34 protein-coding genes are annotated in these 25300 nt (G+C 62.6%); 16 read left to right on the top strand and 18 right to left on the bottom strand.

What is annotated here, in order from left to right; all coding sequences use genetic code 11:
- Positions 1–92: 92 nt before the first annotated feature.
- Positions 93–1010, bottom strand: coding sequence for a polyprenyl synthetase family protein (locus tag NKH17_RS06335; RefSeq protein ID WP_352898217.1), 918 nt, complete (start codon positions 1008–1010; stop codon positions 93–95).
- Positions 1011–1089: 79 nt separating this feature from the next.
- On the opposite strand from NKH17_RS06335, the gene NKH17_RS06340 reads away from it, so the two are divergent.
- The 3 genes from NKH17_RS06340 (at position 1090) to NKH17_RS06350 (ending at position 2771) form a co-directional block, all read left to right on the top strand.
- The gene (locus NKH17_RS06340; RefSeq protein WP_352650819.1) at positions 1090–1848 is read left to right on the top strand and encodes a biosynthetic peptidoglycan transglycosylase; all 759 of its coding nucleotides are present in this window, start codon (positions 1090–1092) and stop codon (positions 1846–1848) included.
- A gap of 139 nt (positions 1849–1987) precedes the next feature.
- Positions 1988–2170 (top strand): 50S ribosomal protein L32, encoded by a 183-nt coding sequence (gene rpmF / locus NKH17_RS06345; RefSeq protein WP_006203806.1) that lies wholly within the window; start codon positions 1988–1990, stop codon positions 2168–2170.
- 199 nt (positions 2171–2369) lie between these two features.
- Entirely contained in the window at positions 2370–2771 is a 402-nt protein-coding gene (locus tag NKH17_RS06350; protein WP_023720966.1) for a hypothetical protein, read from the top strand.
- 10 nt (positions 2772–2781) lie between these two features.
- On the opposite strand, the gene NKH17_RS06355 is transcribed toward NKH17_RS06350, so the two are convergent.
- From NKH17_RS06355 to NKH17_RS06365, 3 genes are all read right to left on the bottom strand, one after another.
- Positions 2782–3213 (bottom strand): GlcG/HbpS family heme-binding protein, encoded by a 432-nt coding sequence (locus tag NKH17_RS06355; RefSeq protein ID WP_352650780.1) that lies wholly within the window; start codon positions 3211–3213, stop codon positions 2782–2784.
- A 97-nt stretch (positions 3214–3310) separates the two neighbouring features.
- Positions 3311–3541 carry a hypothetical protein gene (locus NKH17_RS06360; RefSeq protein WP_352650781.1) on the bottom strand — a complete coding sequence of 77 codons (231 nt, stop codon included), beginning with the start codon at positions 3539–3541 and terminating at the stop codon, positions 3311–3313.
- Between the two features lie 76 nt (positions 3542–3617).
- Complete coding sequence (locus NKH17_RS06365) at positions 3618–4142, bottom strand: winged helix-turn-helix transcriptional regulator (RefSeq protein WP_352650783.1); 525 nt, start codon at positions 4140–4142, stop codon at positions 3618–3620.
- A 96-nt stretch (positions 4143–4238) separates the two neighbouring features.
- Here NKH17_RS06365 and NKH17_RS06370 point away from each other — a divergent pair, with 96 nt between their 5' ends.
- Together NKH17_RS06370 and NKH17_RS06375 are read left to right on the top strand one after the other, a co-directional pair.
- Positions 4239–5090, top strand: coding sequence for an alpha/beta fold hydrolase (locus NKH17_RS06370; protein WP_352650785.1), 852 nt, complete (start codon positions 4239–4241; stop codon positions 5088–5090).
- 49 nt (positions 5091–5139) lie between these two features.
- Positions 5140–5796 carry a glutathione S-transferase family protein gene (locus tag NKH17_RS06375; RefSeq protein WP_352650787.1) on the top strand — a complete coding sequence of 219 codons (657 nt, stop codon included), beginning with the start codon at positions 5140–5142 and terminating at the stop codon, positions 5794–5796.
- Between the two features lie 143 nt (positions 5797–5939).
- On the opposite strand, the gene NKH17_RS06380 is transcribed toward NKH17_RS06375, so the two are convergent.
- The 3 genes from NKH17_RS06380 to NKH17_RS06390 form a co-directional block, all read right to left on the bottom strand.
- A complete protein-coding gene (locus NKH17_RS06380; protein ID WP_254816544.1) occupies positions 5940–6227 on the bottom strand; it encodes an ArsR/SmtB family transcription factor in 288 nt (95 codons plus the stop codon).
- Between the two features lie 31 nt (positions 6228–6258).
- On the bottom strand, positions 6259–7506 hold the full coding sequence (locus NKH17_RS06385) for an MFS transporter (protein ID WP_254816543.1): 1248 nt from the start codon (positions 7504–7506) through the stop codon (positions 6259–6261).
- A 95-nt stretch (positions 7507–7601) separates the two neighbouring features.
- On the bottom strand, positions 7602–7796 hold the full coding sequence (locus tag NKH17_RS06390) for a DUF1192 domain-containing protein (protein WP_352650789.1): 195 nt from the start codon (positions 7794–7796) through the stop codon (positions 7602–7604).
- 124 nt (positions 7797–7920) lie between these two features.
- Between NKH17_RS06390 and NKH17_RS06395 the strand changes: the two genes are divergently transcribed.
- From NKH17_RS06395 to NKH17_RS06405, 3 genes are all read left to right on the top strand, one after another.
- Positions 7921–8931, top strand: a complete 1011-nt coding sequence (locus tag NKH17_RS06395) for an NAD(P)H-quinone oxidoreductase (RefSeq protein ID WP_352650790.1) — start codon at positions 7921–7923, stop codon at positions 8929–8931.
- A gap of 128 nt (positions 8932–9059) precedes the next feature.
- Positions 9060–9200 carry a DUF1127 domain-containing protein gene (locus NKH17_RS06400; protein ID WP_023720976.1) on the top strand — a complete coding sequence of 47 codons (141 nt, stop codon included), beginning with the start codon at positions 9060–9062 and terminating at the stop codon, positions 9198–9200.
- A gap of 342 nt (positions 9201–9542) precedes the next feature.
- On the top strand, positions 9543–10238 hold the full coding sequence (locus NKH17_RS06405; protein WP_254816540.1) for a DUF1013 domain-containing protein: 696 nt from the start codon (positions 9543–9545) through the stop codon (positions 10236–10238).
- A 107-nt stretch (positions 10239–10345) separates the two neighbouring features.
- Here NKH17_RS06405 and NKH17_RS06410 read toward each other — a convergent pair whose 3' ends face one another.
- From NKH17_RS06410 to NKH17_RS06420, 3 genes are all read right to left on the bottom strand, one after another.
- Positions 10346–11065 (bottom strand): helix-turn-helix transcriptional regulator, encoded by a 720-nt coding sequence (locus NKH17_RS06410; protein ID WP_254816539.1) that lies wholly within the window; start codon positions 11063–11065, stop codon positions 10346–10348.
- A gap of 18 nt (positions 11066–11083) precedes the next feature.
- Positions 11084–11485: a hypothetical protein gene (locus NKH17_RS06415; RefSeq protein ID WP_352476167.1), complete on the bottom strand. Its 402-nt coding sequence runs from the start codon at positions 11483–11485 to the stop codon at positions 11084–11086.
- Positions 11486–11626: 141 nt separating this feature from the next.
- Positions 11627–11794 (bottom strand): hypothetical protein, encoded by a 168-nt coding sequence (locus NKH17_RS06420; RefSeq protein WP_254816537.1) that lies wholly within the window; start codon positions 11792–11794, stop codon positions 11627–11629.
- A 203-nt stretch (positions 11795–11997) separates the two neighbouring features.
- Between NKH17_RS06420 and NKH17_RS06425 the strand changes: the two genes are divergently transcribed.
- Positions 11998–12159: a hypothetical protein gene (locus NKH17_RS06425; RefSeq protein WP_008873884.1), complete on the top strand. Its 162-nt coding sequence runs from the start codon at positions 11998–12000 to the stop codon at positions 12157–12159.
- Positions 12160–12273: 114 nt separating this feature from the next.
- Here NKH17_RS06425 and NKH17_RS06430 read toward each other — a convergent pair whose 3' ends face one another.
- The 7 genes from NKH17_RS06430 to NKH17_RS06460 form a co-directional block, all read right to left on the bottom strand.
- The gene (locus NKH17_RS06430) at positions 12274–13005 is read right to left on the bottom strand and encodes an SGNH/GDSL hydrolase family protein (protein ID WP_352476166.1); all 732 of its coding nucleotides are present in this window, start codon (positions 13003–13005) and stop codon (positions 12274–12276) included.
- Between the two features lie 86 nt (positions 13006–13091).
- On the bottom strand, positions 13092–13829 hold the full coding sequence (locus NKH17_RS06435; protein ID WP_254816535.1) for a DUF899 domain-containing protein: 738 nt from the start codon (positions 13827–13829) through the stop codon (positions 13092–13094).
- Between the two features lie 151 nt (positions 13830–13980).
- Positions 13981–15006: a class I fructose-bisphosphate aldolase gene (locus NKH17_RS06440; protein WP_352476164.1), complete on the bottom strand. Its 1026-nt coding sequence runs from the start codon at positions 15004–15006 to the stop codon at positions 13981–13983.
- A gap of 140 nt (positions 15007–15146) precedes the next feature.
- Positions 15147–16343, bottom strand: a complete 1197-nt coding sequence (locus tag NKH17_RS06445) for a phosphoglycerate kinase (protein ID WP_352476163.1) — start codon at positions 16341–16343, stop codon at positions 15147–15149.
- A 161-nt stretch (positions 16344–16504) separates the two neighbouring features.
- On the bottom strand, positions 16505–17359 hold the full coding sequence (locus NKH17_RS06450) for a lytic transglycosylase domain-containing protein (RefSeq protein WP_352476162.1): 855 nt from the start codon (positions 17357–17359) through the stop codon (positions 16505–16507).
- A gap of 4 nt (positions 17360–17363) precedes the next feature.
- Positions 17364–18617 carry a flavodoxin-dependent (E)-4-hydroxy-3-methylbut-2-enyl-diphosphate synthase gene (ispG, locus tag NKH17_RS06455; RefSeq protein WP_352801750.1) on the bottom strand — a complete coding sequence of 418 codons (1254 nt, stop codon included), beginning with the start codon at positions 18615–18617 and terminating at the stop codon, positions 17364–17366.
- A 207-nt stretch (positions 18618–18824) separates the two neighbouring features.
- The gene (locus NKH17_RS06460) at positions 18825–19004 is read right to left on the bottom strand and encodes a YdcH family protein (protein WP_254816530.1); all 180 of its coding nucleotides are present in this window, start codon (positions 19002–19004) and stop codon (positions 18825–18827) included.
- Between the two features lie 239 nt (positions 19005–19243).
- Here NKH17_RS06460 and NKH17_RS06465 point away from each other — a divergent pair, with 239 nt between their 5' ends.
- On the top strand, positions 19244–19447 hold the full coding sequence (locus NKH17_RS06465) for a YdcH family protein (RefSeq protein ID WP_023678480.1): 204 nt from the start codon (positions 19244–19246) through the stop codon (positions 19445–19447).
- 32 nt (positions 19448–19479) lie between these two features.
- On the opposite strand, the gene NKH17_RS06470 is transcribed toward NKH17_RS06465, so the two are convergent.
- Positions 19480–20283: an IclR family transcriptional regulator gene (locus NKH17_RS06470; protein ID WP_352805043.1), complete on the bottom strand. Its 804-nt coding sequence runs from the start codon at positions 20281–20283 to the stop codon at positions 19480–19482.
- Positions 20284–20411: 128 nt separating this feature from the next.
- Between NKH17_RS06470 and NKH17_RS06475 the strand changes: the two genes are divergently transcribed.
- From NKH17_RS06475 to NKH17_RS06500, 6 genes are all read left to right on the top strand, one after another.
- Positions 20412–21293: a transporter substrate-binding protein gene (locus tag NKH17_RS06475; protein ID WP_254816528.1), complete on the top strand. Its 882-nt coding sequence runs from the start codon at positions 20412–20414 to the stop codon at positions 21291–21293.
- Positions 21294–21361: 68 nt separating this feature from the next.
- On the top strand, positions 21362–22027 hold the full coding sequence (locus tag NKH17_RS06480; RefSeq protein WP_352714346.1) for an amino acid ABC transporter permease: 666 nt from the start codon (positions 21362–21364) through the stop codon (positions 22025–22027).
- A gap of 1 nt (position 22028) precedes the next feature.
- Positions 22029–22679: an amino acid ABC transporter permease gene (locus NKH17_RS06485; protein ID WP_254816526.1), complete on the top strand. Its 651-nt coding sequence runs from the start codon at positions 22029–22031 to the stop codon at positions 22677–22679.
- A 4-nt stretch (positions 22680–22683) separates the two neighbouring features.
- Complete coding sequence (locus NKH17_RS06490) at positions 22684–23478, top strand: amino acid ABC transporter ATP-binding protein (protein WP_254816525.1); 795 nt, start codon at positions 22684–22686, stop codon at positions 23476–23478.
- 34 nt (positions 23479–23512) lie between these two features.
- The gene (locus NKH17_RS06495) at positions 23513–23971 is read left to right on the top strand and encodes a RidA family protein (RefSeq protein WP_352504994.1); all 459 of its coding nucleotides are present in this window, start codon (positions 23513–23515) and stop codon (positions 23969–23971) included.
- A 26-nt stretch (positions 23972–23997) separates the two neighbouring features.
- Positions 23998–25203 carry an aminotransferase class V-fold PLP-dependent enzyme gene (locus tag NKH17_RS06500; RefSeq protein WP_352801744.1) on the top strand — a complete coding sequence of 402 codons (1206 nt, stop codon included), beginning with the start codon at positions 23998–24000 and terminating at the stop codon, positions 25201–25203.
- Positions 25204–25300: the final 97 nt, after the last annotated feature.

The raw sequence follows: 25300 nt of genomic DNA on the forward strand, positions 1-25300 counted from the left end.
CCGACATCGCCGGAGTCGCGATCGACTGCTCCAAGGCATCTGGCCGAACAGTCGGCAATTCTCCGTGACTGTACGGCGCCATGGGGGCGCTTTTAATTGTTGCGGGCCGCTACGAACTGCGCCGCTTGTTTCAGAAGCGCGGCTTGTGCGCCAAAAGGCTCGAGCAGCGCATGAGCCTGGTCGACGAGGCCCTGGAGCTGGTCCCGCGCCCAGCCCGGTCCGTGCAGCGCGACCAGCGTCGCCTTGCCGGCCGCGGCATCCTTGCCCGTGGCCTTGCCCATCTGATGCGCGTCGGCGGTCAGGTCGAGCAGATCGTCGGCAAGTTGAAAGGCAAGCCCGATCGCCGAACCAAATTCGGCCAGCCTTTCGCGGTCGCCCGACGGCGCGCCGGCAAGGATGGCTCCCGCTTCGCAGGCAAAGCGGATCAGCGCACCGGTTTTCATCGCCTGAAGCCGGATGATGCCGGCCTCGTCCGGCCGGCTTTGTTCGGCCTCGAGATCGAGCATCTGGCCGCCGACCATGCTTCCCGCCCCGGCGGCACGGGCCAGTGCCAGCACCAGCGCTGCCCTGCGCTCGGCCGGCAGCATTGTCGCCTCGTCGGCAAGGATGTCGAAGGCAAGCGTCAGCAGGGCGTCGCCCGCAAGAATGGCGATCGCCTCATCGAAAGCCCTGTGCACGGTCGGCTGCCCGCGGCGCAAATCGTCGTCGTCCATGGCCGGCAGATCGTCATGGATGAGCGAATAGCAGTGCACGCATTCGAGCGCCGCCGCCACGCGCAGCGCCGCCTCGCCATCGGCTGAAAACAGTGCAGCACTTTCCATAACCAGGAAGGGACGCAGTCGTTTGCCGCCGTTCAGCACGCCATGTCGCATTGCCGCCATCAGGCGTTCGGGCCGCGCGACCTCGCCCGAAAGCGTGCGTCCATCGAGCAACCGTCTCAGCAGCGCCTCAAGTGGAACTGCCCGGGCAATAAGTGCGGCTTCGAACGCCATTTGGTCGTCTTTCGTCATGGTCGGGAGCGGTAGCCGACACTCAGACGTTGCGCAAGAAGCCAAGCGCCATTATGCCGGGGGCAGGGAGTAGCGCGGACTGGATGGCTTGGCGGAACCGATCGTCGATCACGAAACCGAAGGGTTGGACATGGCAAGACCGAGACGCGGCAGCCGCATCGGTCTTCAACGCTGGGTCCGGCGCGGCATCGCCGTCGCCGTCGTGCTGGCGCTGGTGCCGGTGGTGCTGACCTTCCTGTACCTGCCGTCATTCGTGCATCCGGTGTCGACATTGATGCTGAAGGACCTGGCGACGTTTTCCGGCTACGATCGGCGCTGGGTTTCCATCGACGAGGTCGCGCCGGTGCTGGCATATTCGGTCATCATGTCGGAGGACGGGCAGTTCTGTTTCCATCGCGGCGTCGATCTGGGCGAGCTGCGCGGCGTCGTCGACGATGCGCTCGCAGGCGAGATGACACGTGGCGCCTCGACCATCACCATGCAGACGGTAAAGAACCTTTATCTATGGTCGCGGCCGTTGGGCTCGGTCCGTAAGGTCGTCGAACTGCCGCTGGCCGTCTATTTCGATGCGGTGCTGTCGAAACGGCGGATCATGGAGATCTACCTCAACATCGCCGAATGGGGACCGGGCGTCTACGGCATCGAGGCCGCCGCCCAGCATCATTTCGGCGTCTCGGCAAAACAGCTGTCGCGCCGGCAGGCAGCGCTGCTTGCCGTCACCTTGCCGAACCCGATCGTGCGCAATCCAGCGAAGCCCGGGCCAGGACTGAGGCGGCTTGCCGCGTTGATCGAGCGGCGCGCGGGCCGCGCCGGCGCCTATGTCGGTTGCCTGCGATAGTGTCAAAAAAAAACACGGCGACGCTGGCCAAAACGCCATCGGGCGTGTATAGGCAGCCGACTTTCTCAGATTCCGGCCCCTGATGTGGCCCTTTCACGAGGGCCTCCGGGGCGTTTTGACCATGTAGTGGAGCATATCCATGGCCGTTCCGAAACGAAAAACCTCTCCGTCGAAGCGCGGCATGCGCCGTTCCGCCGACGCACTGAAGGCCCCGACCTATGTCGAGGACAAGAACTCCGGCGAGATGCGCCGTCCGCACCATATCGACCTGAAGACCGGCATGTATCGCGGTCGCCAGGTTCTGGAGCCGAAGGAAAGCTGAGAGAGCTTTCGACGGTTTATGGGTTGCGAAACGACCGGCCATTGGCCGGTCTTTTTGCGTTTGCGACAACTGATCGTATCAGCCGGGCCTGACATTGTTGTTTCACGCCGTCTTTGTCCGTGTTTATCGGTCGCACGAAAATTCTTGACGGCGAACGCCGGGCGCACTCTACAAAGATCAGTCCAACCGGAGCCGCCACATGTTCGGTGCCATCCCGCTGCTGATCGTGCCTTTCATCCTCTACAATCTCGGGCTTCTAGGAATATTCGGCAGCGGCGACGATCCGTGGGCGACCGAAATGTTTTCGGTCCGGATGATGTCGGGTGGCGTGTTCTCGATGACCCTCGGCGATCTCATCGTGCTGATCGCACTGATCTTCTTGTTCGTCGAAGTGGTGAAGTCGACGCGTACGACAAATGCCTCGATCATGGACCACCTTTTGTCGACCTTCGTCTTTGTGGCCTATCTAGTCGAGTTCCTGCTGGTGAAGGGCGCCGCCCATTCTGTTTTCTTCACACTGATGGTCATAGCGCTGATCGACGTGCTGGCCGGCTTTTCGGTGTCGATGCGGTCGGCCAGCCGCGACATCAATATGAATTAAGGATCCCGGCTCAGCCCGGGTCGGCGCTAAAGCCAGCCGCCTCGATGCCGGCGATGGCTGCCGTTTCGTCATTGTCGGACGTGTCGCCGGAAATGCCGACGGCGCCGATGATCGTGCCGGCCTCGTCGCGGATCAGCACGCCGCCGACGACCGGCAGGACGCGCCCGCCCGACACGTCGGAGACGCCGGCGATCAGATGCGGGCGCTCCTTGGCGAAGGCTTCCACCCGGCGCGAGCCCATGCCGATAGCGAGCGCGCCATAGGCCTTGCCGGCCGACATTTGCGGACGCAGGAACGACGCGCCGTCCTGACGCTGGAACGCGACCAGATGGGCGCCGGCGTCGAGCACCGAGACGCCAAGCGGCCTGAGCTTGAGCTCGGCACCCTTGGCAAAGGCGGCGGCGATGATTTCAAGGGCTTTGTCGAGCGTCAGTGCGGTCATGGCCGTCTCCTAAACGCCAGTTATCAACCGGCAGAACAGATCGCGGTGAAACTGTTTCGCGTACGAAAGGAAGCAGTGGGATCCAGGGAGCGCCGGCTTATTTCTTCTTGGCGCGAGGCTTCTTCACCGGCACCGGAGGCGCATTGGCCAGGTCTTCCGCTTCCTTGGCGAGGCGCAGCGCCCGCAGCTTGTTGGTTTTGGCTTGGCGCGCGTCGCTCTCGGCGACATATTCCGCCATCGCCTTCTGGCGCACCGTGGCTGCCTCTTCCTGTTTCTTGAAACGCAAATCGGCCCGCGCACGGGCAGTGTCCTTAGAGTTCTCGACCAAGAGCGTTATCCCATCCCGTAAATTATCTTCAGTCCTTTGATAGCAGAGCCAGCCCGCAATTGGGAAAATAAGTTGGTCATGGCGCTGGATCGCAGCCGACTCGCTCCGCCTTGCGGGCGATCACCGCATCGTATCCGGCCTGCAAGATCGCGCGGACAGTGGGTCCAGTTGGCGCGGGAGATGTGCCCAGATGCTCGTAGCGCAACTCGTTCATGAACTGCTCCCACATCGGCGGGCCGCCTTTTTCCAGAAGCTCGGCACGGATCGAGAGCTCGTCGCTGACCGGCAGCCAGACGCGGCCCCAGGCGCCGAGATGGGCCAAGATCGGCACCAGCGTAATCGCCATTTCGGTCAGGCTGTAGATCGCCTTTTGCTTGTGGGAGGGATCGCCCGTCTTGGTCAGCATGCCGAGCTCCATCAGCCGCTTCAGCCGGTCGGCGAGGATGTTGGAAGCGATGCCCTCCATCGAGCCGTTGAGCAGTTCGCGAAAGTGGCGTCTGCCGCCGAAGATGATGTCGCGAAGGATGATCAGGCTCCACCGGTCGCCGAACACTTCGAGCGACAGGTTGATGGGGCATCCGGACCGGCGATCGATGTTCATGCGAATCTCCAAAACCGGTTGCATTATTGTATCGGTTTTAATATCGTGCAACTGATTGTAAATTGCAACCAGATTGGAAGCCCACGGAGGAGAGCCATGAAAAGCGCCGGACACCCCGAAATCGTATCCCAGACCTTCGGCGACCCGGCCCATCCGGCGGTGTTGTTGATCATGGGCGCGATGGCTTCCATGCTTTGGTGGCCCGAAGCGTTTTGCCGGAAGCTGGCCGGCGAGGGTCGCTTCGTGATCCGCTACGACAATCGCGATACCGGCCGTTCGACCAAATACGCGCCGGGCGAGCCGCCTTATACATTCGACGACATGGCGGAGGATGCTATCCGCGTCCTTGACGACCATGGAATGCGAAAGGCGCATATGGTCGGCATGTCGATGGGCGGCATGATCGCGCAGCTCGTGGCGTTGAAATACCCGTCGTGTGTCACTTCGCTGACGGTGATCAGCAGCTCGCCCTTGGGCATCGATACGTCGCATCTGCCCGGAACCACCGAGGCCTATAGGAGACATTCGGCCGAAGGCGCGAAGGTCGACTGGGCGAACCGGGGCCAAGTGGTCGATTTCATCGTTAAGGACGCGCATGCGCTCACCGGTGCGGCGCACTCTTTCGACGAGCAGCGAACACGGGCTTTCGTCGAAGAAGATTATGACCGGTCCGGCGGTTTTCTAAGTGCGACCAATCATTTCATGCTCAAGAGTGGCGAAGATGGGAGCGGCGAGGACTGGACCGGTCGGCTGCGCGACATGAAAATCCCGCTCCTTGTTATCCACGGCACCGACGATCCCATCTTTCCAGTCGAGCATGGCGCCGCTCTTGCCGACGCGGTCGCCGGTGCAAGGCTGCTCCGGATCGAGGGCGGCGGCCACGAGCTGCATCCCGACGACTGGGCCGCGATCATCGATGCCATCGTCGCCCACAGCCAGGCCAGATAGTTATCCGACCCCGACGCCGCGAGACAAACAACCCAAGGAACGACAAACAATGTCCCTGATTATGCACCTTCATCCACTGGCCTCCTTCTGCTGGAAACCGCTGATCGCGCTCTATGAGAACGGCACGCCATTCACATCCGTCGTTGTCGATCTCGGCAATGAACAGTCGCGCGCGGCGTTTCTGAAATTGTGGCCGCTCGGCAAGATGCCGGTGCTGCGCGATGAAGCGCTGGACCGGACCGTACCGGAATCGACGATCGTCATCGAATATCTCAACGCGTATTATCCTGGGCCAGTCGAACTGATCCCCGCCGATTTCGATCTCGCTCGCCAGACCCGGCTCGCCGACCGCTTCTATGACTTCTACGTCCAGGAACCGATGCAGAAGATCGTTGGCGACCGGCTGCGGCCGGAGGGCAAGACCGATCCGTTCGGCGTCGAGCAGGCCCGCGCCCAGCTGCGCAGCTCCTACGCCATCATTGAACAGGACATGCAGTCGAGGACATGGGCGGTGGGCGCGAGCTTCACCATGGCCGACTGCGCTGCCGCCCCCGCGCTGTTCTACGCCAACAAGGTCGAGCCGTTCGGAGACGAATATCCTGCGGTCAGGCGCTATCACGACCGGTTGCTGCAACGCCCCTCGGTTGCCCGTGTGATCGAGGAAGCGCAGCCTTATTTCAAGCTCTTCCCCTACAACAATGGCTAGAGTGGTTCATCGTTTCACGGAAACGCCGGACCGCTCTATCTCTTTTGTTTTTGCGCAACTCCGGACGGAAAACCGTTTCACACTTTTTCCTGGATTGCTTTAGGCCTGAAGCTGCATAGTTGCCGACGTGCTGACGACGCCCTTCAGCTTCCGGATGAACCGAGCTGCTCCGCATCCCAGAACTGGTCGAGCCAGATGTTGAGCTTCAGGAAGCCGGCGTTGCTGACCGTATAGACGCGTCTGGTGCCTTCCGGCTTGGCGTTGACCAGTCCGGCATCAAGCAGCACCTTCAGGTGCTGCGAAACGGCCGGGCGGGACACCGGCAAGCCGGATGCCAATTCGTTGACGGTCTTCGGTCCGCGCCGGAGCTCTTCCAAGAGATGGCGCCGGTTGGGATCGGCAATCGCCATGAAGGCGTCGGAAAGCATCATGCCTTATTTGTGGGGCAAAGCGCCTCGAATCTCAACCGTCGGTTTCAGCTTTTCTGCGCGGGTCGAGCCGCAACGCTTCCGGCGTTACCGAGCGATCGGCCGGCTGGGTCTTGAAGGCATCGCGGCCTTCGATCGGCACCGGCGCGCGACGGCTGATGCGCAGCAGCGTGTAGCCGGCCAGGCAGAGATGCGCGAGCGCAGTGGCCAGGAACAGCCCCTCGGGGCGCATCCAGCCCATCAGGCCGGCGGCCAGCAGCGGACCGATCATCGTGCCGAAGCCATAAAGCAGCAGCAGGCCGCCCGACACTTTGACGAAGTCCTCCGATCGCGCATGGTCATTGGCATGCGCCACCGCGATCGAATAGAGCGTGTAGGCGAAGGCGCCGTAGGCGGCGGTGCAGACGATGACGAAGACGCCTGAGCGCGGTTCGAACAGGAAGATGGCGATGGCGAACAGCGCAGCGCCGAAAGCCGCGCCCGCCAGCACGAAACGACGGTCCGTCGTGTCGGAGAGCCGCCCGGCCGGAAGCTGCATGGCGGCGCCAGCGATGACCACCAGGCTCATCATCAGCGCGATCTCGGCCGTCGAGATGCCGATGCGCGCTCCATAAACGGCACCAAGCGTGCCCCAGGCGCCGTTGGCGATGCCGATCAGCACGCAGGCGATCGCCGAGACCGGCGAATTGACATAGAGACCTTTGACGTCAAGCGACACGTCCTGCAGCGGCTTGGGGTGCGACGCCGTCGAGACCGCCGTCGGGATCAGCGACAGGCAAAACAGAATGCCGGTGATCATGAACAGCGACGCCGATTTCACATCGCCGCCGGCCACGATCATTTGACCGCCCATGATCGAGGCATAGGTGACCATCATGTAGAGGCCGAAGACGGTGCCGCGGTTTTCGTTGGTGGCCTTCTCGTTCAGCCAGCTTTCGATGACCATGAAGGCGCCGGCCATGGTGAAGCCGGTGAAGGCGCGCAGCAGGATCCAGGTATATTCGTCGATGATCAGGCCGGTGAGGAGTGCGACGATCGCCCCAGATGCGGCAAAGGCGCCGAAAGCCCTGACATGACCGGCGCGGCGCACGATGCGTGGCGCAAAGAAGCAGCCGGTGACGAAGCCGCCGGCCCAAGCCGTGCCCATCAGGCCGAGCGATGCTGTCGAGAAGCCCTCCACCTGGCCGCGCAGCGGCAACAGCAGCCCGTGCAGCCCGGATGCCGCCAGCAGGAACGCGGTGCCGCGCAGCAGCGAGAGAATCGGTCTGTAGCTTGCGAACATTTTTCAATCCGGCTGGGGTTTAAGGCACAAGTCTGGAGACAGCGGCATTCGGGCTTTTCGGCGGCGTGCCCGAGCTTTTGGAATTACCCGCCGCACTATCCGCGGCGAAACAGCGCCTCTGCCGCCGACTTGGTGGAGCCCTTGGTCTTGAGCTCGGCCTCCAGCCGGGCGATCTCGTCGCGCAGGATGCCGATCCGCTCGGACAATTCATCGACGGAAAGCAGCGACAGATCCTGCCCGATCTCGTGCGGGCGCGCTTTCTTCTTGGGTTCGTCGTCGAAGACCGCCATCGTCGCTGCTCCGTGATTGCCCATTTGCCTGATTTGCCAATGAGCATACATAGGGCAGGGGTATGGATGCAAATGGCCGGCAACAGCTGGCGCGAGAAACCGGCGAAACACGACGGGAAAACTCATGGCGAACGCACAGAAAATTCCGGCCAAGATGATGGCGATCGCCATATCGGAACCGGGCGGGCCGCGGGTGCTGAAACCGGAAACCCGCGACGTGCCGGTTCCCGGTCCCGGCGAGATCCTGATCCGGGTGCGTGCCGCCGGCGTCAACCGGCCGGACGTGCAGCAGCGCAAGGGCGCCTATCCGCCACCGCCGGGAGCATCGGATCTGCCGGGCCTGGAAGCGGCGGGCGAAGTCGCCGCCCTCGGCGACGAGATATCACGCTGGCGCGTCGGCGACCGGGTCTGTGCGCTGACCGCAGGCGGCAGCTATGCCGAATATGTCAGAGTGCACGCCGGCAGCGTGCTGCCGCTGCCCGCCGGCTTTACCTACACCGAAGCGGCGGCGCTGCCGGAAAACTACTTCACCGTTTGGCACAATGTCTTCGAGCGCGGCGGCCTGAAGAGCGGCGAGACGCTGCTCGTGCATGGAGGCTCGTCGGGTATCGGCACGACGGCGATCCAGCTTGCTGCCGCTTTCGGCGCCTATGTCATCACCACCGCCGGGAGCAAGGAGAAATGCGACGCCTGCCTCAAGCTCGGTGCCGACCGGGCGATCAACTACCGCGAGGAGGACTTCGTCGCCGCAGTCAAGGAGGCAACCGGCGGCAAGGGCGCCAATGTCATCCTCGACATGGTCGGCGGCGACTATGTGGCGCGGAACTATGAGGCTGCAGCCATGGAAGGCCGCATCGTCCAGATCGCGACGCAGGGCGGAGCGGTGGCGAGCGCCGATTTCTTCAAGATCATGGCAAAGCGGCTCGTGCATACGGGATCGCTGCTCAGGCCACGCACCGTGGAGTTCAAGGCGGCAGTGGCGGCGGCACTGGAGGCGCAGGTTTGGCCGCTGCTCGGCACGCGCAAGGTTGCGCCGGTGATGGACACGATCTTCCCGCTCAAGGAAGCCTGGCGGGCGCATGAGCGGATGGAGGAGGGTGAGCACATCGGCAAGATTGTGCTCGATGTCGCCTGACGGCAAACAGGCTGAACGAAAGCTTAATGGTGCAATGCAACAAACGCATTGCGGCCATGCAAAAGCGTCTGTTCAATTTTTCATCGCCGATGCCTACTTACGCGGCATCGAAACGATGGAGGACTACCATGAACCCGATCCGCGCTTTCCGTAACTGGCGCATGTACAACGAAACCGTGCGCGAACTGAACCGGCTGAACGCTCGTCAGCTCAACGACCTCGGCATCAACCGCGGCGACATCGAGAGAATCGCCCGCCAAGGGCTTTGATCTCGAGCACGATCCCGCCCGAAGACCGGGCGTTGCTTTTCCGTAACGCCGACCCGCGGTTCGGGATCAAGCCTTAGAAGCCAGAGCCGCAGCAGACGGATTTCCGTCGCCGGTTCCGAGCCCGCCCGACCTTGGTCTGGCGGGCTTTGTCTTTTTGAAGCTTTCGACTGCATGGCGTCATCTGCCGATCCCGTCGCGGTCTGCCGGCCGTCCTTGACACGCGCCTCCCAAAAACATTGCGAAACGGCGAGCGAGCGGTTATATAGACCGCGATTTTCCCATTTTGGTGGCTCTAAACCACCGCCCGCGCGGGAACGCGGGCGAACGAGAAGGATTTTTGTGATGGCCAATACGCTGCTGATGCCAAAGGCGACCGCCGTCTGGCTGGTTGACAACACAGCGCTCTCCTTCGAGCAGATCGCGCAGTTCTGCGGACTGCATCCGCTTGAGGTCAAGGCGATCGCCGACGGCGAGTCGGCGCAAGGCATCAAGGGCATGGACCCGATCATGACCGGCCAGCTAACTCGCGACGAGATTGCGCGCGCCGAGAAGGACCCGAACCACCGACTGAAGCTCTCCGATCCCAAGGTGCGTGTGCCGGAATCCAAGCGCAAGGGTCCGCGCTACACGCCGCTGTCGAAGCGCCAGGACCGGCCCAACGCCATCCTCTGGCTGGTGCGCAACCATCCCGAGCTCAAGGATGCGCAGATTGCCCGCCTTGTCGGCACGACGAAGTCGACGATCGACCAGATCCGCGACAGAAAGCACTGGAACTCCGCCAATCTCCAGCCGATGGATCCAGTGACGCTCGGCCTGACGTCGCAGATCGACCTCGATATGGAAATCAACCGCGCCTCGCGCGGCCGTGAGCAGGCGCAGCCGGTCGGCGATACGCTGCTGCCGGCCGCCTTGACCGAACGACTGGTGCCGGCGCCGGAAAAGCCGAAAGACGAGGACCAGGAACTCGACGCCAACGCCGTCTTCGCCAAGCTTTCGGCGCTAAAGTCGAAGGACAAGGATGCCGACGAAGAGGAGTAGGCATCTCGCATCCAAAACAAAACGCCCGCTTTCAAGCCGGCCGAATCGGCGGGGTTTGTCAGCGGTCTGAGACCGCTTTCAAGCGGGCTTTTTTGTGATCTTCCGTGTCAGCTCCGCGCCGCCCGGTCCGGCGCCATGCCGTAATCCTCGCTGCGCTCCACCGCGCGATAGAAATCGGCGAGCTGCTTGCCGCGCTCCGGCTTGAAGGTGCGGCCGGCGATGACCACCGAGGCGATGCGGTCAATGCGGAAAGCGCGGAAATCGCTGCGCATCTCGCACCAGGCGACCAAGGTCCACACCTTGCCCCAGAACCACAGGCCGAGCGGGCGGATGTCGCGCGCGGTGCTGCGGCCGGCCTCATCCGAATAGTCGATGGTCAGCACCTGACGTTTCTCGATGGACCGCTCGATCAGGTCGATGGCTTCGCGGGCGGCATCGCTTACCACCCACATCGGCGTGTGGATCTCGGTACGGGCGATGCGGTCCTTTTCGGCGTCGGGCAACACGGCGCCTATCTTGACCAGCGCCTCGTCGGCGGCTCGTGCCATGGCCGCGCCGCCAAAAGCGCGCACCATGCGGGCGCCGGCGACCAGCGCGACGATCTCGTCACGCGTGAACATCAGCGGCGGAAGGTCGAAACCCTCCCTCATCATGTAGCCGACACCGGCCTCGCCGTCGATCGGCACGCCGGTCGACTGCAGGTCGGCGATGTCGCGATAGATCGTCCGCTCGGAAACCTCGAGCCACGTGCCCAGCTTCTGGGCAGTGACCAGACGGCCACCACGCAGATGCTGCACGATCTGGAAGAGCCTGTCGGCGCGGCGCATCGTATGGACCCTCGGCGTCTATCGTTCCAGCCCTTCGCGCTTGCGCTGCGCGGCGACGAAGGCCGCGCCGAAGGACAGTTTCCTCGTTGTCGGCATGCTTGCGTCGAGCACCCGCCAGAACGGCGCAATGTCGCTCAGCGCCATGCCACGCTCAAGATCCTCGTTGGCGGCCTCGGCGACAGTGCGCAGATGATAGCCGATGGTGACCGGACATGTCACCTCGGCACCGTGCTCGATGGCGAGAACGGTGCGCAAAGCGCGGATATCCATGCCTCCGGGGATGGAGCGGATGAATGCATCGACCTGGCGAGCTGTAGGAACCAGCATCGGCTGCCCTTCGACGACGTCGCCGATGGTGCGTGGCGACGGTTTTATGCCGTTGATGCCAGGCATGTTCAGCCTGTCGCTCCAGCTTTTCATCGATCGTCCTCTCAGCCATCCGTCTCCGGCGGCCATCGCACTATGGCACGAGCCTCCTGACACCATACTGTCAGGAGGCTTCAGCATGCTCATTTCAGCTCGTCGCCAGGTTGCATCCAAACGCCACCCAGAAAGCTTGCCTTAATTGCCGCCATTGCGGCGGTCGCCATACATGTCCGGCCAACCAATATCCTTGCGGATGTCCGCCGGCAGGGTATTCATGAACCGCTGGGTGCGGATCTCATTGCGCATCGTCCGGATCTTGCCGACATAGTGCTGCACGCTACGCAGAATGGTAAAACCGTTCATGGCTGGTCTCCTCTCTTTCGATGCAGGCACTATCGCACACCCCTGCTGACAGCAGTCTGTCAGGAGGGTGCGTCTCTCCTGACCGGCGTTTTGATTTGTCGACCGAAGTGATCAGGCAGTGCTGAAAAGAGGCCTGCCACACTGGAAAGACGGCGATCGCGGAGCCGCTTTGACAGCCAGCCGCGATGCTGATCAAAGGCGGCATGTCGAAACTTCTCGCGCTCGTCATCATCGCCATGATGGTCATCCAGCTCATCAAGCCGCTCGGCTGGCCCGGGCTGAAGCGGCGCAGCGATTTCTGGAAGCTGGCGCTGCTGGCGATGGCGGCGATTTCGATTACGGCGGTGCTCGGGCACTGGACGTGATGCATGTCGCGCAAAGTGTGCAGCGGTTTTGCGACAACGACATGCATAGAAACAGGACCTGAAGCACGTCGGATGAGGCCAGTCGAACGCGACGCGCTTTGGTGCCGGCGGCCGCTACGCGACGCCCGGTTCGTTGCCGAGCACCAGGCTGACCAGATGTTCCGCCCAGGCTCGATAGCCGGCTTCCGAAGCATGAAAGCCATCCGATGCGAAGCCGGCATCAGCATCGGTGATCGGCAGGCGGGGCGCCGGTATGGCGCCACGCTCGAGGCAAAGGCGCGCGCCCATCCGGTTCATTTCGACGGCACGGATTTCGAGAATCTTGCCGAGCAGCGGCGGCATTGCCGGCGCCCGGGTGAACTCAAGCACCGGCGACCACACGACGCGCGCCTCCGGCCATTTGGCGCGCAGCGCGTAAAGCAGGCCGCCAAACTCGCGCTTGAACCGCGGTACCGAATGAAAATTCTTGGTGTCGTTGGTGCCGATCGCCAGCACGATATGCGTCCACGGATCGGCCGATAGGTTGGGCAGCACATGATCGCGGATCTGGCCGGAGGTTGCCGAGTTGAAGCCGGCTGCCCGCCAGCGCACGATGCGGCCGGTGCGTTGCGCAATCAGAACGGCCAGTTGCGCGGCCAATCCGTTTTCGGAATTGCCGATGCCTACCGAGGCGGCGGAGGAATCGCCAAGCACCAGAACCGAGATTGCTGGCGTCAGGCCAGATATCTCGTGCATGACCGGACCTTGTGCCGGCAGCATGCGGGTGGTGCGGCGACGCACGCCAAGTCCTTGCCAGACATAGACCGGAAAGGCGAACCAGGTGAGAAGGGTCGGAAAGCGCCGCATGGCAAGTCCCTTTTAGGGCATAGCGAACAGCACTTAGCGCATGTTGCATTGGAGGTGAACGACCTTACAGTGACACCCTTGTCGCCTCAATGGCAGCAGTCATGTGTCCCGGATTGATCTTCGTACTCGTCATGCAGCCGCACCCAGTCGACGAGGCTATGATGCGGGCCGGTTTCGTTGCGACCCTTCGGCGTCAGGTCGAGATAATGATAGGCGCCGATCAGCGGATCGCCGCCTCGGGAGCGCAAGACGAAGGTCAGGAAGATGTCGCCCTTCTCGTCGCGATAGAACACGCTGGCGCCGGGAAGGTCTTTCGAGTTTCGCGCACGCCGCTCGAAATTGTAGGTCGTATCGCCGGCCGCGATCTGCTTGTCCGTGAATGACACCTGCATATCGAAGTTGAAGTCCGAGGCGTAGGACGACACCCAGTCGAATTTCCAGCCCATACGCTGCTTGTAGGGCAGCAATTCGGCCAATGGCGCCCGCGCTACCACGACAAGTGAGACATCGTGGTGCCTGAGATGCTGGTTGGCGCCGTCGATATGATCGGCAAGGAATGAGCAGCCTTCGCAGCGATAATCGGCGCCCGGCCCGAACATGAAATGGTAGACGATCAGCTGGCTGTTGCCGCCAAACAGGTCGGGCAGTTTCTTTGGCCCTTGCTCGGTCTCGAAGACGTAGTCCTTGCGGATCTTCAGCCACGGCAATTCGCGGCGTTCGGCGGCAACACGATCGCGAAAGCGCGTCAATTCCTTTTCGCGCGCCAGATGCGCCTTGTGCGCCTGAAACCAGTCTTCCTGCGAAACGATCTTGTTGTTTGGCATAGGTCTGCTCCTCTTTTCACGGAGGACGTTCGGCAGCGAGCAATACCGACACCCGGCTGCATTTCAGTTGCAAGAAATTGCAGCCCTTGCTGCTTTCAAACAAAAACCCGGGCACGTGGCCCGGGTCGGGAGAAACGCAAGATGTCTTCGGTCAGGCGGCTTGCTCAAGCTTCGGCTGCCATTGTCCAAGCGCCGCCAGATGGTTCATGTGGGCGCGATGGGCGAAGGCGGCCTGCGCGGCGGCGACGTTCGCTGCCTTGCCGCCCCAGGCCTTCTGCGGAGCGGCCTGCAAGGCGCGGCCATAGGAGAAGGTCAGCTTCCACGGATGCGGGCCGACGGCGTTGATGGCATTGAGGTTGGCGGTCGCCTCCTCGTCCGATTGTCCGCCCGAAAGGAAGGCGATGCCTCCAATCGCCGCCGGCACCGTCTCGCGGAACAGTTTTATGGTCCTTTCGGCAACTTCCTCGGGGCTGCTGACCTTGCCCGATTTCTTGCCGGCAAGGACCATGTTCGGTTTCAGGATGGTGCCTTCGAGCGCGACGCGGGCCGCATAGAGCTCGGTGTACAACTTTGTCAGTGTCGCCTTGCTGATCTCGTAGCACGTGTCGATGTCGTGGGCGCCGTCCATCAGCACCTCCGGCTCGACGATTGGCACGATGCCGGCTTCCTGGCAAAGCGCGGCGTAACGGGCGAGCGCATGGGCGTTCGAGCCGATCGAGGTGGCGGAAGGCACGCCCTTGGAGACATCGATGTCGATCACCGCGCGCCATTTGGCAAAGCGGGCGCCGAGCTTGTAATAGTCGGCGAGGCGTTCGCGCAGGCCGTCCAGGCCTTCGGTGATGGTATCGCCGGGAAAGCCGGCCAGGGGCTTGGCACCGGCGTCGACCTTGATGCCGGGGATGGCGCCTGATGCCTTGATGATGTCGACCAGCGGCGTGCCGTCGGCCGCCTTCTGGTGGATGGTCTCGTCATAGAGGATGACGCCGGAAATGTATTTGGTCATTGCCTCGCTGGCGCGGAACATCATCTCGCGATAGTCGCGCCGGCTGTCGGCGGTCGACTCGACGCCGATGACGTCGAAGCGTTTCTTGATGGTGCCGGAGCTTTCGTCGGCCGCCAGCAAGCCTTTGCCATCGGCCACCATCGCGGCGGCAATGTCCTCGAGACGTTCGCTCATCGTGCTTCTCCTGAAAGAATTGATCCGTGCCCAGCAGACCACCAGAGCAACGCAGGTTCAAGTCGAACCATTTCGTCAAACGAGCGCGAATCGATTGAAAGTCGCGGGCGCACTCCTTCGCGCTGCTCTTGCGGTCGCGCTCAGCGCTTCAAGACGTCGACGCCGGGCAACGGCTTGCCTTCCATCCATTCGAGGAAAGCGCCGCCGGCCGTCGATACATAAGTAAAATCATCGCTGACGCCGGCATGGTTGAGCGCCGCCACCGTGTCGCCGCCGCCAGCGACCGAGACCAGTCTGCCGGCCTTGGTGCGCGCTGCCGCGTGCTTGGCCGTCGCCACCGTTGCGTGGTCGAATGGCTCGATTTCGAAAGCGCCGAGCGGCCCGTTCCAGACCAGCGTCGCGGCGCGGTCGATCCATTCGGCAATGGTCTTCACGGTTTTCGCGCCGACATCGAGGATCATGCCGTCGGCCGGCACGTCTGCTATGGCGACGGTCTCGTTGGCGGCGCCGGCCCTGAACTCCCTGGCGACGACGCCGTCGGCGGGCAGGATGATGGCGCAGCCGGCCTCGGCCGCCTCGATCATGATCTGCTTGGCGGTGGTCGCGAGATCATGCTCGCACAAGGATTTCCCGACGTCGGTGCCGCGCGCCGCTAGAAACGTATTGGCCATGCCGCCGCCGATGACCAGCGCGTCGACCTTCTTCACCAGGTTCATCAACAGGTCGATCTTGGTCGAGACTTTGGCGCCGCCGACGATGGCGACAACCGGACGGACTGGATTGCCAAGCCCCTTTTCCAGCGCATCGAGTTCGGCCTGCATGGTGCGCCCAGCGAAGGCCGGCAGCACATGCGCCAACCCTTCTGTCGACGAATGGGCACGGTGCGCAGCAGAGAAGGCGTCGTTCACGAAGATGTCGCCGTTAGCGGCGAGCTTTTCGGTGAAGGCCGGGTCGTTCTTCTCCTCGCCCTTGTGGAAGCGGGTGTTCTCGAGCAGCAGCACGTCGCCGCCGTTCATGGCAGCAACGGCATTTGCGGCCTTGTCGCCGATGCAGTCGGCGGCAAAGCCGACGGGGCGGCTGAGCACGTCCGCCGTCGCCCTGGCAATCGGCTCGAGCGAGAATTCGGGCACCGGTCCATCCTTGGGCCGGCCGAAATGGGCAAGCAGGATGACCTTGGCGCCCTTGCCGGAAAGCTCGGCGATGGTCGGTGCAATGCGCTCGATACGGGTGGTGTCGGTGACCTTGCCCTGGGTGACGGGGACGTTGAGGTCGACACGCACCAGCACACGCTTGCCGCTGATATTGCCGATGTCGTCCAGTGTCTTGAAGCCGGCCATGCTGATCCCTTTCGCGAAAAATCGCGGGGACCTTACCCCGCATCGACGACGATGCAAGACCTGGTTAACGGTTCACCAAAAATATGATTCACGTGTCGAGGACGAAGTGCCCACGGGGAGCAAGATGGCAGCAATGGCGCGAAAACGCACCGACATATGGCTTACCGATTGCGCACCACGATGCATGCGCCGCCCACGCTGTGCAGTTTCTGGCAAATATCGTCGGCCTTGGCTTTGGTGTCGGCGCCGATCCGCACCGCATAGATGCCGCGCCTGCCGATCGGTGTGCGCACCCGGCTGACCACCGGATCGCGACCGCTGAGCAAGGCTGGAAACCTGCGCTTGACGTTGCTCCACTGATTGAGCGCCGCGGCGCGACGGAAATTGCCGGCCACCTGCACGCCCCACGGCTTGATGTTGATCGACGACATCGGCACGGTTCTGGACATGATCACCGGCAGCTCGCGGCAAGCGGCAGCGAAAGTCGCCTTCTTGTCGAGCGGCCGGATGACGCCGGCGTAGGCGGCATCGGTGAACCTGTCGGCCGGCTCGCCCATGACGTCCAGGACGTAGCTTTCGGTCTCCATCGGGAGGAATCCGCCGGAATTCAGCCAGCGCGTCACCCGGCTCTCGCCGGCATTGTATGCAGCTGCGGCGAGGCCCAGATTGCCAAAGCCGGTCTTCATTTCGGCGAGATATTTTGCCGAGGCCGGGATAGCCTGCTCGATATCGAACGAATTGGCGAGCCCGCGCATCTTGGCGGTACCCGGCATGAATTGGGCGATACCCTCCGCGCCGACGGGGCTGACCGCGTTGGGATCGAAACGACTCTCCTTCCAGATCAGCCGGGCAAAGAAATCCCGGGGCAGGCCGTTCTGGTCGGCATGCGTCTCGATAAGATCGCAAACTCGATCGATCAGCTTCTGCTTGGCGGGCCGCGGCGGATCGGCCTGGACGGCCGCCGCCCAGCCCAGCCCGGAAATGACAACCAGCGTCGCCCCAAGCAAACGCCGCATCGAACTACTCCGCCGCGGCTTTGCCGTGTTGCCCAAACCGCCGTTCGATGTAGTCGGAAACCATTTTCTCGAAATCCGCGGCGATCGACGGGCCGCGCAGGGTCGCCGCCTTCTTGCCGTCGACGAACACCGGGGCGGTCGGCGTCTCACCGGTGCCGGGCAGCGAAATGCCGATATCGGCGTGTTTGGATTCGCCCGGACCGTTGACGATGCAACCCATCACCGCGACCTTGAGGTTCTCGACGCCGGGATATTGTTCGCGCCACACCGGCATGTTCTTGCGCAGGTCGGCCTGGATGTTCTGGGCAAGCTCCTGGAACACGGTCGAGGTTGTGCGCCCGCAGCCCGGGCAGGCGGCAACGATCGGCACGAACTGCCGGAAGCCCATGGTCTGCAACAGCTCCTGCGACACCTGCACCTCGCGCGTGCGGTCGCCGTTTGGCTCCGGCGTCAGCGAGATGCGGATGGTGTCGCCAATGCCCTGCTGAAGCAGGATGCCCATGGCCGCGGACGAGGCGACGATGCCTTTCGAGCCCATGCCCGCCTCCGTCAGGCCGAGGTGCAGCGCATGGTCGGAACGGGTGGCAAGCTCGGTGTAGACGGCGATCAGATCCTGCACGCCGCTGACCTTGGCCGACAGGATGATTTTCTCGCGGGCAAGGCCGATCTCTTCAGCCATTTCGGCCGACAGGATTGCCGACCGCACGATTGCCTCGCGCGTCACTTCCTGGGCGGTCAGCGGAAAGCCCTGGGCCTGGTTGTCGTCCATCAGCCGGGTCAGCAGCTCCTGGTCGAGCGAACCCCAATTGACGCCGATGCGTACCGGTTTGTCGTATCGGATCGCCATCTCGACGATCGCGGCGAACTGCCGGTCTTTCTTGTCCTTGAAGCCGACATTGCCGGGATTGATGCGGTATTTGGCCAGTGCCTCGGCGCAGGCCGGGTGGTCGGCCAGGAGCTTGTGGCCGATATAGTGGAAATCGCCGACCAGCGGCACGTCGATGCCGAGTCGTTCCAGCCGCTCGCGGATGGCCGGCACGGCGGCAGCGCTTTCGTCGCGATCGACGGTTATGCGCACGATCTCGGAGCCGGCGCGATGCAGCGCCGCCACCTGTGCGACCGTCTGATCGACATCGGCCGTGTCGGTGTTGGTCATTGACTGGACGACGACCGGCGCGCCGCCGCCGACAATCACGCCGCCGACATCGACACCGATCGACCTGCGGCGTGGGAAGGGTGAGGAAAAATACCCGGTCATGCCGGCTGCCTTTAATCTTGAAGGTCCGGGCATGAGGTGGAGGAGCAAAGATGGCTTGTCAATGGCGACTGGCGCGCAGGCCTAGCAAATCGGAAATGACAAGACGGCAGCTTGCCGCAAATCCACATGCATTTCCGGCAGCATAGCGATATGCCACCGGAAAGAGACGCGCGCCGGGCGGCGCGCGCTCCTAGTCCTGGAAGGGCTTCAGTGCGTCGTCGGTTTCGCCTTCAGTTTTTCAATCTCGTCCTTGAGCGCCAGCTTGCGCCGCTTGAGATTCACGATTTCGAGGTCGTCTACCGATGGATGCGCCATCGCATCGTCGATTTCCCGTTCGATGTCGCCGTGTTTCCGCTGCAGCTCATCAAGATGGGATGCAAGAGACATGATTGGTTCTCCCTTTCATGGTTTCCTCGATTGCAGCCGCCAAGGCACGTCCACCGCAGGCTCGCTTCTGTGACGGCATAATGACAGTGTGCCACCATCGAGCACCGATGTCGAATGCTGCGTGGTAGCATTCCACGACAATGTGAAATGTGGTATGGGCTGCGCGCCGGTGCAAGAAGGCCCCGGTCCCGCCCAATCAGGCCCAGTGTTTGGGCGCCGCAGACGTGCAGACGGTAAAAATGTCCGATCAGGAACAGGCGGATATCCGCCTCGAATATTCCCGGCTGAAGCAGGAACACGCCGATTTCGACGCGGCCATCAATGCGATGATCGCCATGAATTGCGACCCGCTGCAGATCCAGCGCATGAAGAAAAAGAAGCTTTTCCTGAAGGACAGGCTGATGGCGCTGGAAGACAAGATCATTCCAGACATTATTGCTTGAACGAACGCCGGCGCCGGCCTGCTGGAAAAGCGCTATGCCGCGATCGAAAGCCGTGCGGCGCGCTCGCGCAACAGCGCTATCAGGTCATCGGTCTTTTCGGTCGAGGTATCGATGGGAACCACCAGGCACATCGTCGCCTCGACCCTGCCCGGCGCGGAAAAGACCGGCGCGGCCAGGCATTTCGTGTAGGCATCGACAAGGCCGGAGGTGACGCAGTAGCCGGCCGACTTGGCGACGGCGATGTCGGCTATGAAATCGTCGAGCCGCAACCTGCGGCCGTCCGGCAGCACGAGATCGTCTTCCGAGACCATATCCTCGATCGCCGCCCTGTCGAACCCGGCGAGGAGCAGCCGCCCGGAAGCTGTCCAGGGAAGCGGTATTTGCAGACCCGTCGCCGAACTGATCCTGAATGGCCTCGTTCCCGGACTTGAATGGACGATGGTGTAGCGGCCGCTTTGCAGCATGCACAGCTCCGAGGTCTCGCCGGTCTCGCGCGACAGATGGTCGACTTCCTGGCGCCCTCGCCTGAGCAGGTCGTTGCCCCGCACATAGTCCATTCCGTAGAGATAAAGCTTCTTTCCGAAATAGACCCGATTGCCGTCTCCAGCCATCTCAAGCAGGCCTGCGTCGACCAGCGAGCGCACCAGCGTATAAGTCGTCGAACGCGGCGCGTTCACTCCTTTGGCAAGATCGCCAACGCCGATCGCGCGCTGGTTAGTGTGGAGAAACTCCAAAATCTGGAGAACCCGGTTGAGACCCTTCTCCCGAGAGCCTGAGGTCTTGTCTTCGTCCAGTCCGACGTCCGGTCGAGCGGCCAATGCATTGCCATCTTGCATTATCGATCCCTGATGTTAATCTGTCTTGTACAGAGTACAGGCGTCTCTTGTAAGAGACAATTACATCAGTTGCAACCGATGCCTGTATCGCTGGTCCAAAGGGGAACACAACACGAAAGGAGGTCGCCGTGAACGACACATCCAAAAGGCGTGAATTTCTGAAACTGGGAATGGCCGGGCTTGCAACGGCCGGAGTTATGAGCGCCGCTACCGCGGTCGACGTTCAGAAAGCGGCGGCCCAGGCAGCGCCGGACAGCCTGCTGCGCACCGTCCTCGAGCGCGGCAAGGTGATCGTCGGCACCGGCAGTACCAATGCGCCCTGGCATTTCGAGAACGACGCCGGCGAACTGGTGGGCATGGACATCACCATGGGTCGCATTCTCGCCAAGGGGCTTTTCGACGACCCGACCAAAGTCGAATTCGTCATGCAGGATCCGGCTCAGCGCATTCCGAACGTGACCACCAACAAGGTCGACATCACCATCCAGTTCATGACCATGACCGCCCAGCGCTCGCAGCTGATCCACTTCTCCAGACCCTACTACGTCGAAGGCATCGCCTTGCTGACCCTTCCGAACGCCGAAAACAAGACCTTCGACAAGCTGCTTGCCGCCGGTTCGGCGACCCGGATTTCCATCCTGCAAAACGTCGATGCCGAGGCAAATGTGCATATCGTCCTGCCGGAGTCGCAGGTGATGCAGATAGACACGCAGGCCAACGTGCTGCAGGCCCTGGAATCGAAGCGCGTCGACGCTGCCGCGGTCGATCTGTCAACGGTCCGCTGGCTCGCCTCGCGCAATCCGGACAAATACTTCGATGCCGGCAAGAGCTGGTTCTCGATGCTTTATGGCGCCGCACTGCGGCAGGGCGACCTCGACTGGCTGACCTTCGTCAACCAGACCTTCACCATCGCCATGTTCGGCCATGAAACGGCACTCTACGACGCTGCGTTCAAGGATTATTTCGGACAGGAGCCGCCGGCCCGCCATCCCGGTTTCCCGGTCATCTGATGCAAGCAGGCGGAAGGACAAACGTGCTTCCGCCCCCCTCTCATCACAGCCCTCTATGACGGGGATGCATGGGTTATACCCTCAACTTCAACCTGATCTGGCGGCATTTCGACAAGCTCTGGGGCGGACTGCTGTTAAGCCTCGAACTGGCCGTCATCTCGATCGCGATCGGCATCGTCATCGGGCTCGTTCTGGCGGTCTGGTACGTATCGGCCGGACGTGCGGTGCGGACCATCATCGCGGGCTATGTCGAGTTCATCCGCAACGTGCCGCTGATCCTGCTCGTCTATCTGGTCTTCTACGGCCTGCCGACGGTGGTCGACATTGCCTACAGTGCGCAAACCTCATTTATTGCCACGCTATCGCTCTACAGCGGCGCCTACCTGGTCGAGGTGTTTCGCTCGGGGCTCGAGGCGGTGCCGCGCGGACAGCTCGACGCCGGCAAGGCAATCGGCCTGACGCCATGGCAAAGGCTGCTCCACGTGCGCCTGCCGACGATGCTGCGCATAACCCTGCCGGCGCTTTCCAACACATTCATATCGCTCTTCAAGGACACGTCCGTGGCATCGGTCATCTCGGTACCCGAGCTCACCTACGGCGCCCAGTGGATCAACTTCAACACGTTCCGCATTGTCGAGGTCTATCTGGTGGTGACGGCGATGTACCTGTTGACCGGCTATGCACTGCTTTTCGCGTTGCGGCTGGTCGAGCGCCGGTTCAAGGCGGCGCGCTGAGATGCTGAGCCAGATCATTTACGCCTTGCCGTTCCTCGCCGAAGGCTTTGCCGTGACCTTGTGGGTGTCGCTGCTGGTCGTGGTGCTATCGCTCATCGCCGGCGTGCTGATGGGCGTCGGCCTTGTCTACGGACCGGCTCCGCTGCGCTGGGCAGTGCGCATCTTCAGCGACACCATACGCGGCATTCCGATCCTGGTGCTGATCTTCTTCGTCTATTACGGCCTGCCCGCGGTGGGGCTGCATCTGGAATCCTTTTGGGCGGCCGTACTCGCCCTCACCCTGTTCAAGACCGCACAGGTGGTCGAATATCTGAGGGGCGCCGTCGGCTCGATTCCCAAGGGTCAGTCCGAGGCGGCGATGGCGATCGGACTGACCTTTCGCCAGCGGCTGGCCTACGTCATTTTTCCGCAGGCGTTCAGACGCTTCCTGCCACCCTGGATAAATGGCGTGACCGACGCGGTGAAGGGCAGCGCGCTGGTCTCGCTGCTCGGCATCACCGACCTGATGCAGGCAATCAACCAGGTCATCGGCCGCACCTATGAGGCGATGCCGCTCTACATTCTCGGTGCGCTCGTCTACTTCGCCGTCAACTACGCCCTCTCCTTGGCCAGCCGGCGGCTGGAGCAGCGTTTCTCATTCATCCGGGAATAGCAAGATGTCCAATGCCCCGCACCAGAATCCGGCACTTCTCGATGTCTCCGAGGTTTCCAAAGCCTTTGGATCCGTCGAGGTCCTGCGCTCCGTCAGTCTCAAGGTGACACGCGGCGAGGTGGTGACTGTCATCGGCCCTTCCGGCAGCGGCAAGACCACGCTGCTGCGCTGCGTCAACTTCCTAGAGAGCTACGACAGCGGCTCGATCCGTATCGATGGCAAGGAGGTCGGCTATCGCGAGACGGGAACACGCCAGCGACGCAGCGAGCGCGACCTGGCGGCGATGCGAGCCGAGACCGGAATGGTGTTCCAGAGCTTCAATCTGTTTCCGCATTTGACTGCCGCCGGCAACATCATGCTTGGCCTGCGCAAGGTGCGCGGCAAGAGCAATGCCGAGGCCCGCACCATTGCCGAGCACTGGCTCGGCCGGGTCGGCCTCGCCCACAAGGCCGATAGCCTGCCGGCCGAGTTGTCCGGCGGCCAGCAGCAGCGCGTCGGCATCGCCCGCGCCGTGGCGATGGAGCCGAAGATACTGCTTCTCGACGAGATAACTTCGGCGCTCGACCCCGAACTGGTTGGCGAGGTGCTCGAGGTCGTTCGCAGCCTTGCCGAAGACGGCATGACGATGCTGATGGTCACGCATGAAATGGCTTTTGCACGCGATGCATCGAGCCGCATCGTTTTCATGGCGGACGGCGGCGTCAGCGCCGTCGGACCACCCGCCGAGATTCTGGCGGCGGGGTTCGACAATGAACGCCTTCGCAGCTTCCTGGCGCGATTTCGCGCCTCGCATTTTTGACATCGGACGGCGAAAGCTGTCGCAAGGAGCTTCTATGACGCCTTACATCCGGCTCGCGGAATTGGGCCTGACACTGCCCGAGCCGCCGAAGCCCATCGCCAACTTCGTCACCTATGCCGAGAGCGGACGGCTGATCTTCCTCTCCGGCCAGGGGCCGTTGCGCGCCGACGGCGCGCTCTGCACCGGCAAGGTCGGCGACGACGTCAGCGTTGAAGAGGCCTATGGGCATGCGCGTCTGACCGGCCTAAACCTGCTCGCGGTCATGCATGCGGCGGCCGGCGACCTCGGCCGCATCGTGCGCGTCGTCAAGCTGCTTGGCTTTGTCAATGCGACGCCGACATTCAGCGAGCACCCCAAGGTGGTGAATGGCTGTTCCGATCTTTTCGCCGCCGTCTTTGATAAGATCGGCGGACATGCCCGCTCGGCAATCGGTGTCGGCTCGCTGCCGGGCAACATCACAGTTGAAATCGAGGCGGTCGTCGAGATCGCCTGAAATCGTTCGAAACAGGATCTGCAGAGATGACGACCTATGCCGCTGACCGTTCCAACACGACAATCCGCGAACGGCTTGGCCTTCGCCCGATCATCAACGTTTCCGGTACGATGACGGCGCTCGGCGCTTCGATTATCGTGCCAGAAGCGATTGCCGCAATGTCGGAAATCGCCTCGCAATGGGTCGAGATGGACGATCTGCAGCGCGCCGCAAGTACTGTGATTGCACGCCTGACCGGCGGCGAGGCCGGCTTCATCACCGCGTGCTGCGCCAGCGGCATAACCATGGCGATTGCCGGCGCGATGACCGGAACCAGCCTTCTTGCGATCGAGCGGCTGCCGGACGACATTGAGGGCGTCAAGTCGGAGGTCATCGTCCAGCTCGGTCACATCGTCAATTACGGCGCGCCGATCGACCAGTCGATCCGGTTGGCCGGGGCGAAGACAATACCCGCCGGCACGGTCAGCGTGACGCAGGATTATCATGTGCGCGACGCGATCCGCGACCGCACCGCGGCCGGCCTCTACGTGGTTGCGCATCACACGGTGCAATACGGCATGCTTTCGCTCGAGGAGTTCTGCGAGATCTGCCACGCCAAGGGCGTGCCGGTGATCGTCGACGCCGCCTCCGAATACGACCTGCGCGGCTTTCTCGCACGCGGCGCCGACATCGTCGTCTATAGCGGGCACAAGTTCCTCAGCGGACCGACAAGCGGCATCGTGACGGGGCGCAAGGATCTGGTGCGGGCCGCCTATCTCCAGAATCGTGGCGTTGCGCGGGCGATGAAGGTCGGCAAGGAAAGCATTGCCGGCACCATGGCGGCCCTGGAAGCCTGGGAGCGGCGCGACCATGCCGGCATTCGCAAGCGGGAGGAAGCGGCTTTGCGTCTGTGGAAAGACGCATTGGATGGACTGCCCGGTATCGCCTCGCATATCATTCCCGATCCGACTGCCAATCCGCTCGACCGCCTGCAGGTGTTTGTTACGCCTGAAAGCAGGTTCACCGCCGCCGGCCTTGCCTCGGCGCTGGCCGCGGGCTCGCCCCCTATCATCGTGCGCAACCACGAGGTCGAGCGCGGTCACTTCTTCCTCGACCCATGCAATCTTCATCCCGGCGAGGCGGAGATCGTCGCCGAAAGCCTGCGGGCGGTGCTGAGTGCTGCCGATCGGCCCGCGGATGCGATGAAACCCGCTCGCAAGCAGTCCGCCGGGGCCTTGCGCTGGCCGGACTAGACATCGCCAGAACGTGGTCGAGCCAGTGCCTTCCAGCGCCGGCTTGGCATCGGGCCATTACGCCATCACGGCACTGTGAATGACTTTTTGGTCGTCG

It is taken from the genome of Mesorhizobium sp. M1334, assembly GCF_040317995.1.
Taxonomy (GTDB): Bacteria; Pseudomonadota; Alphaproteobacteria; order Rhizobiales; family Rhizobiaceae; genus Mesorhizobium.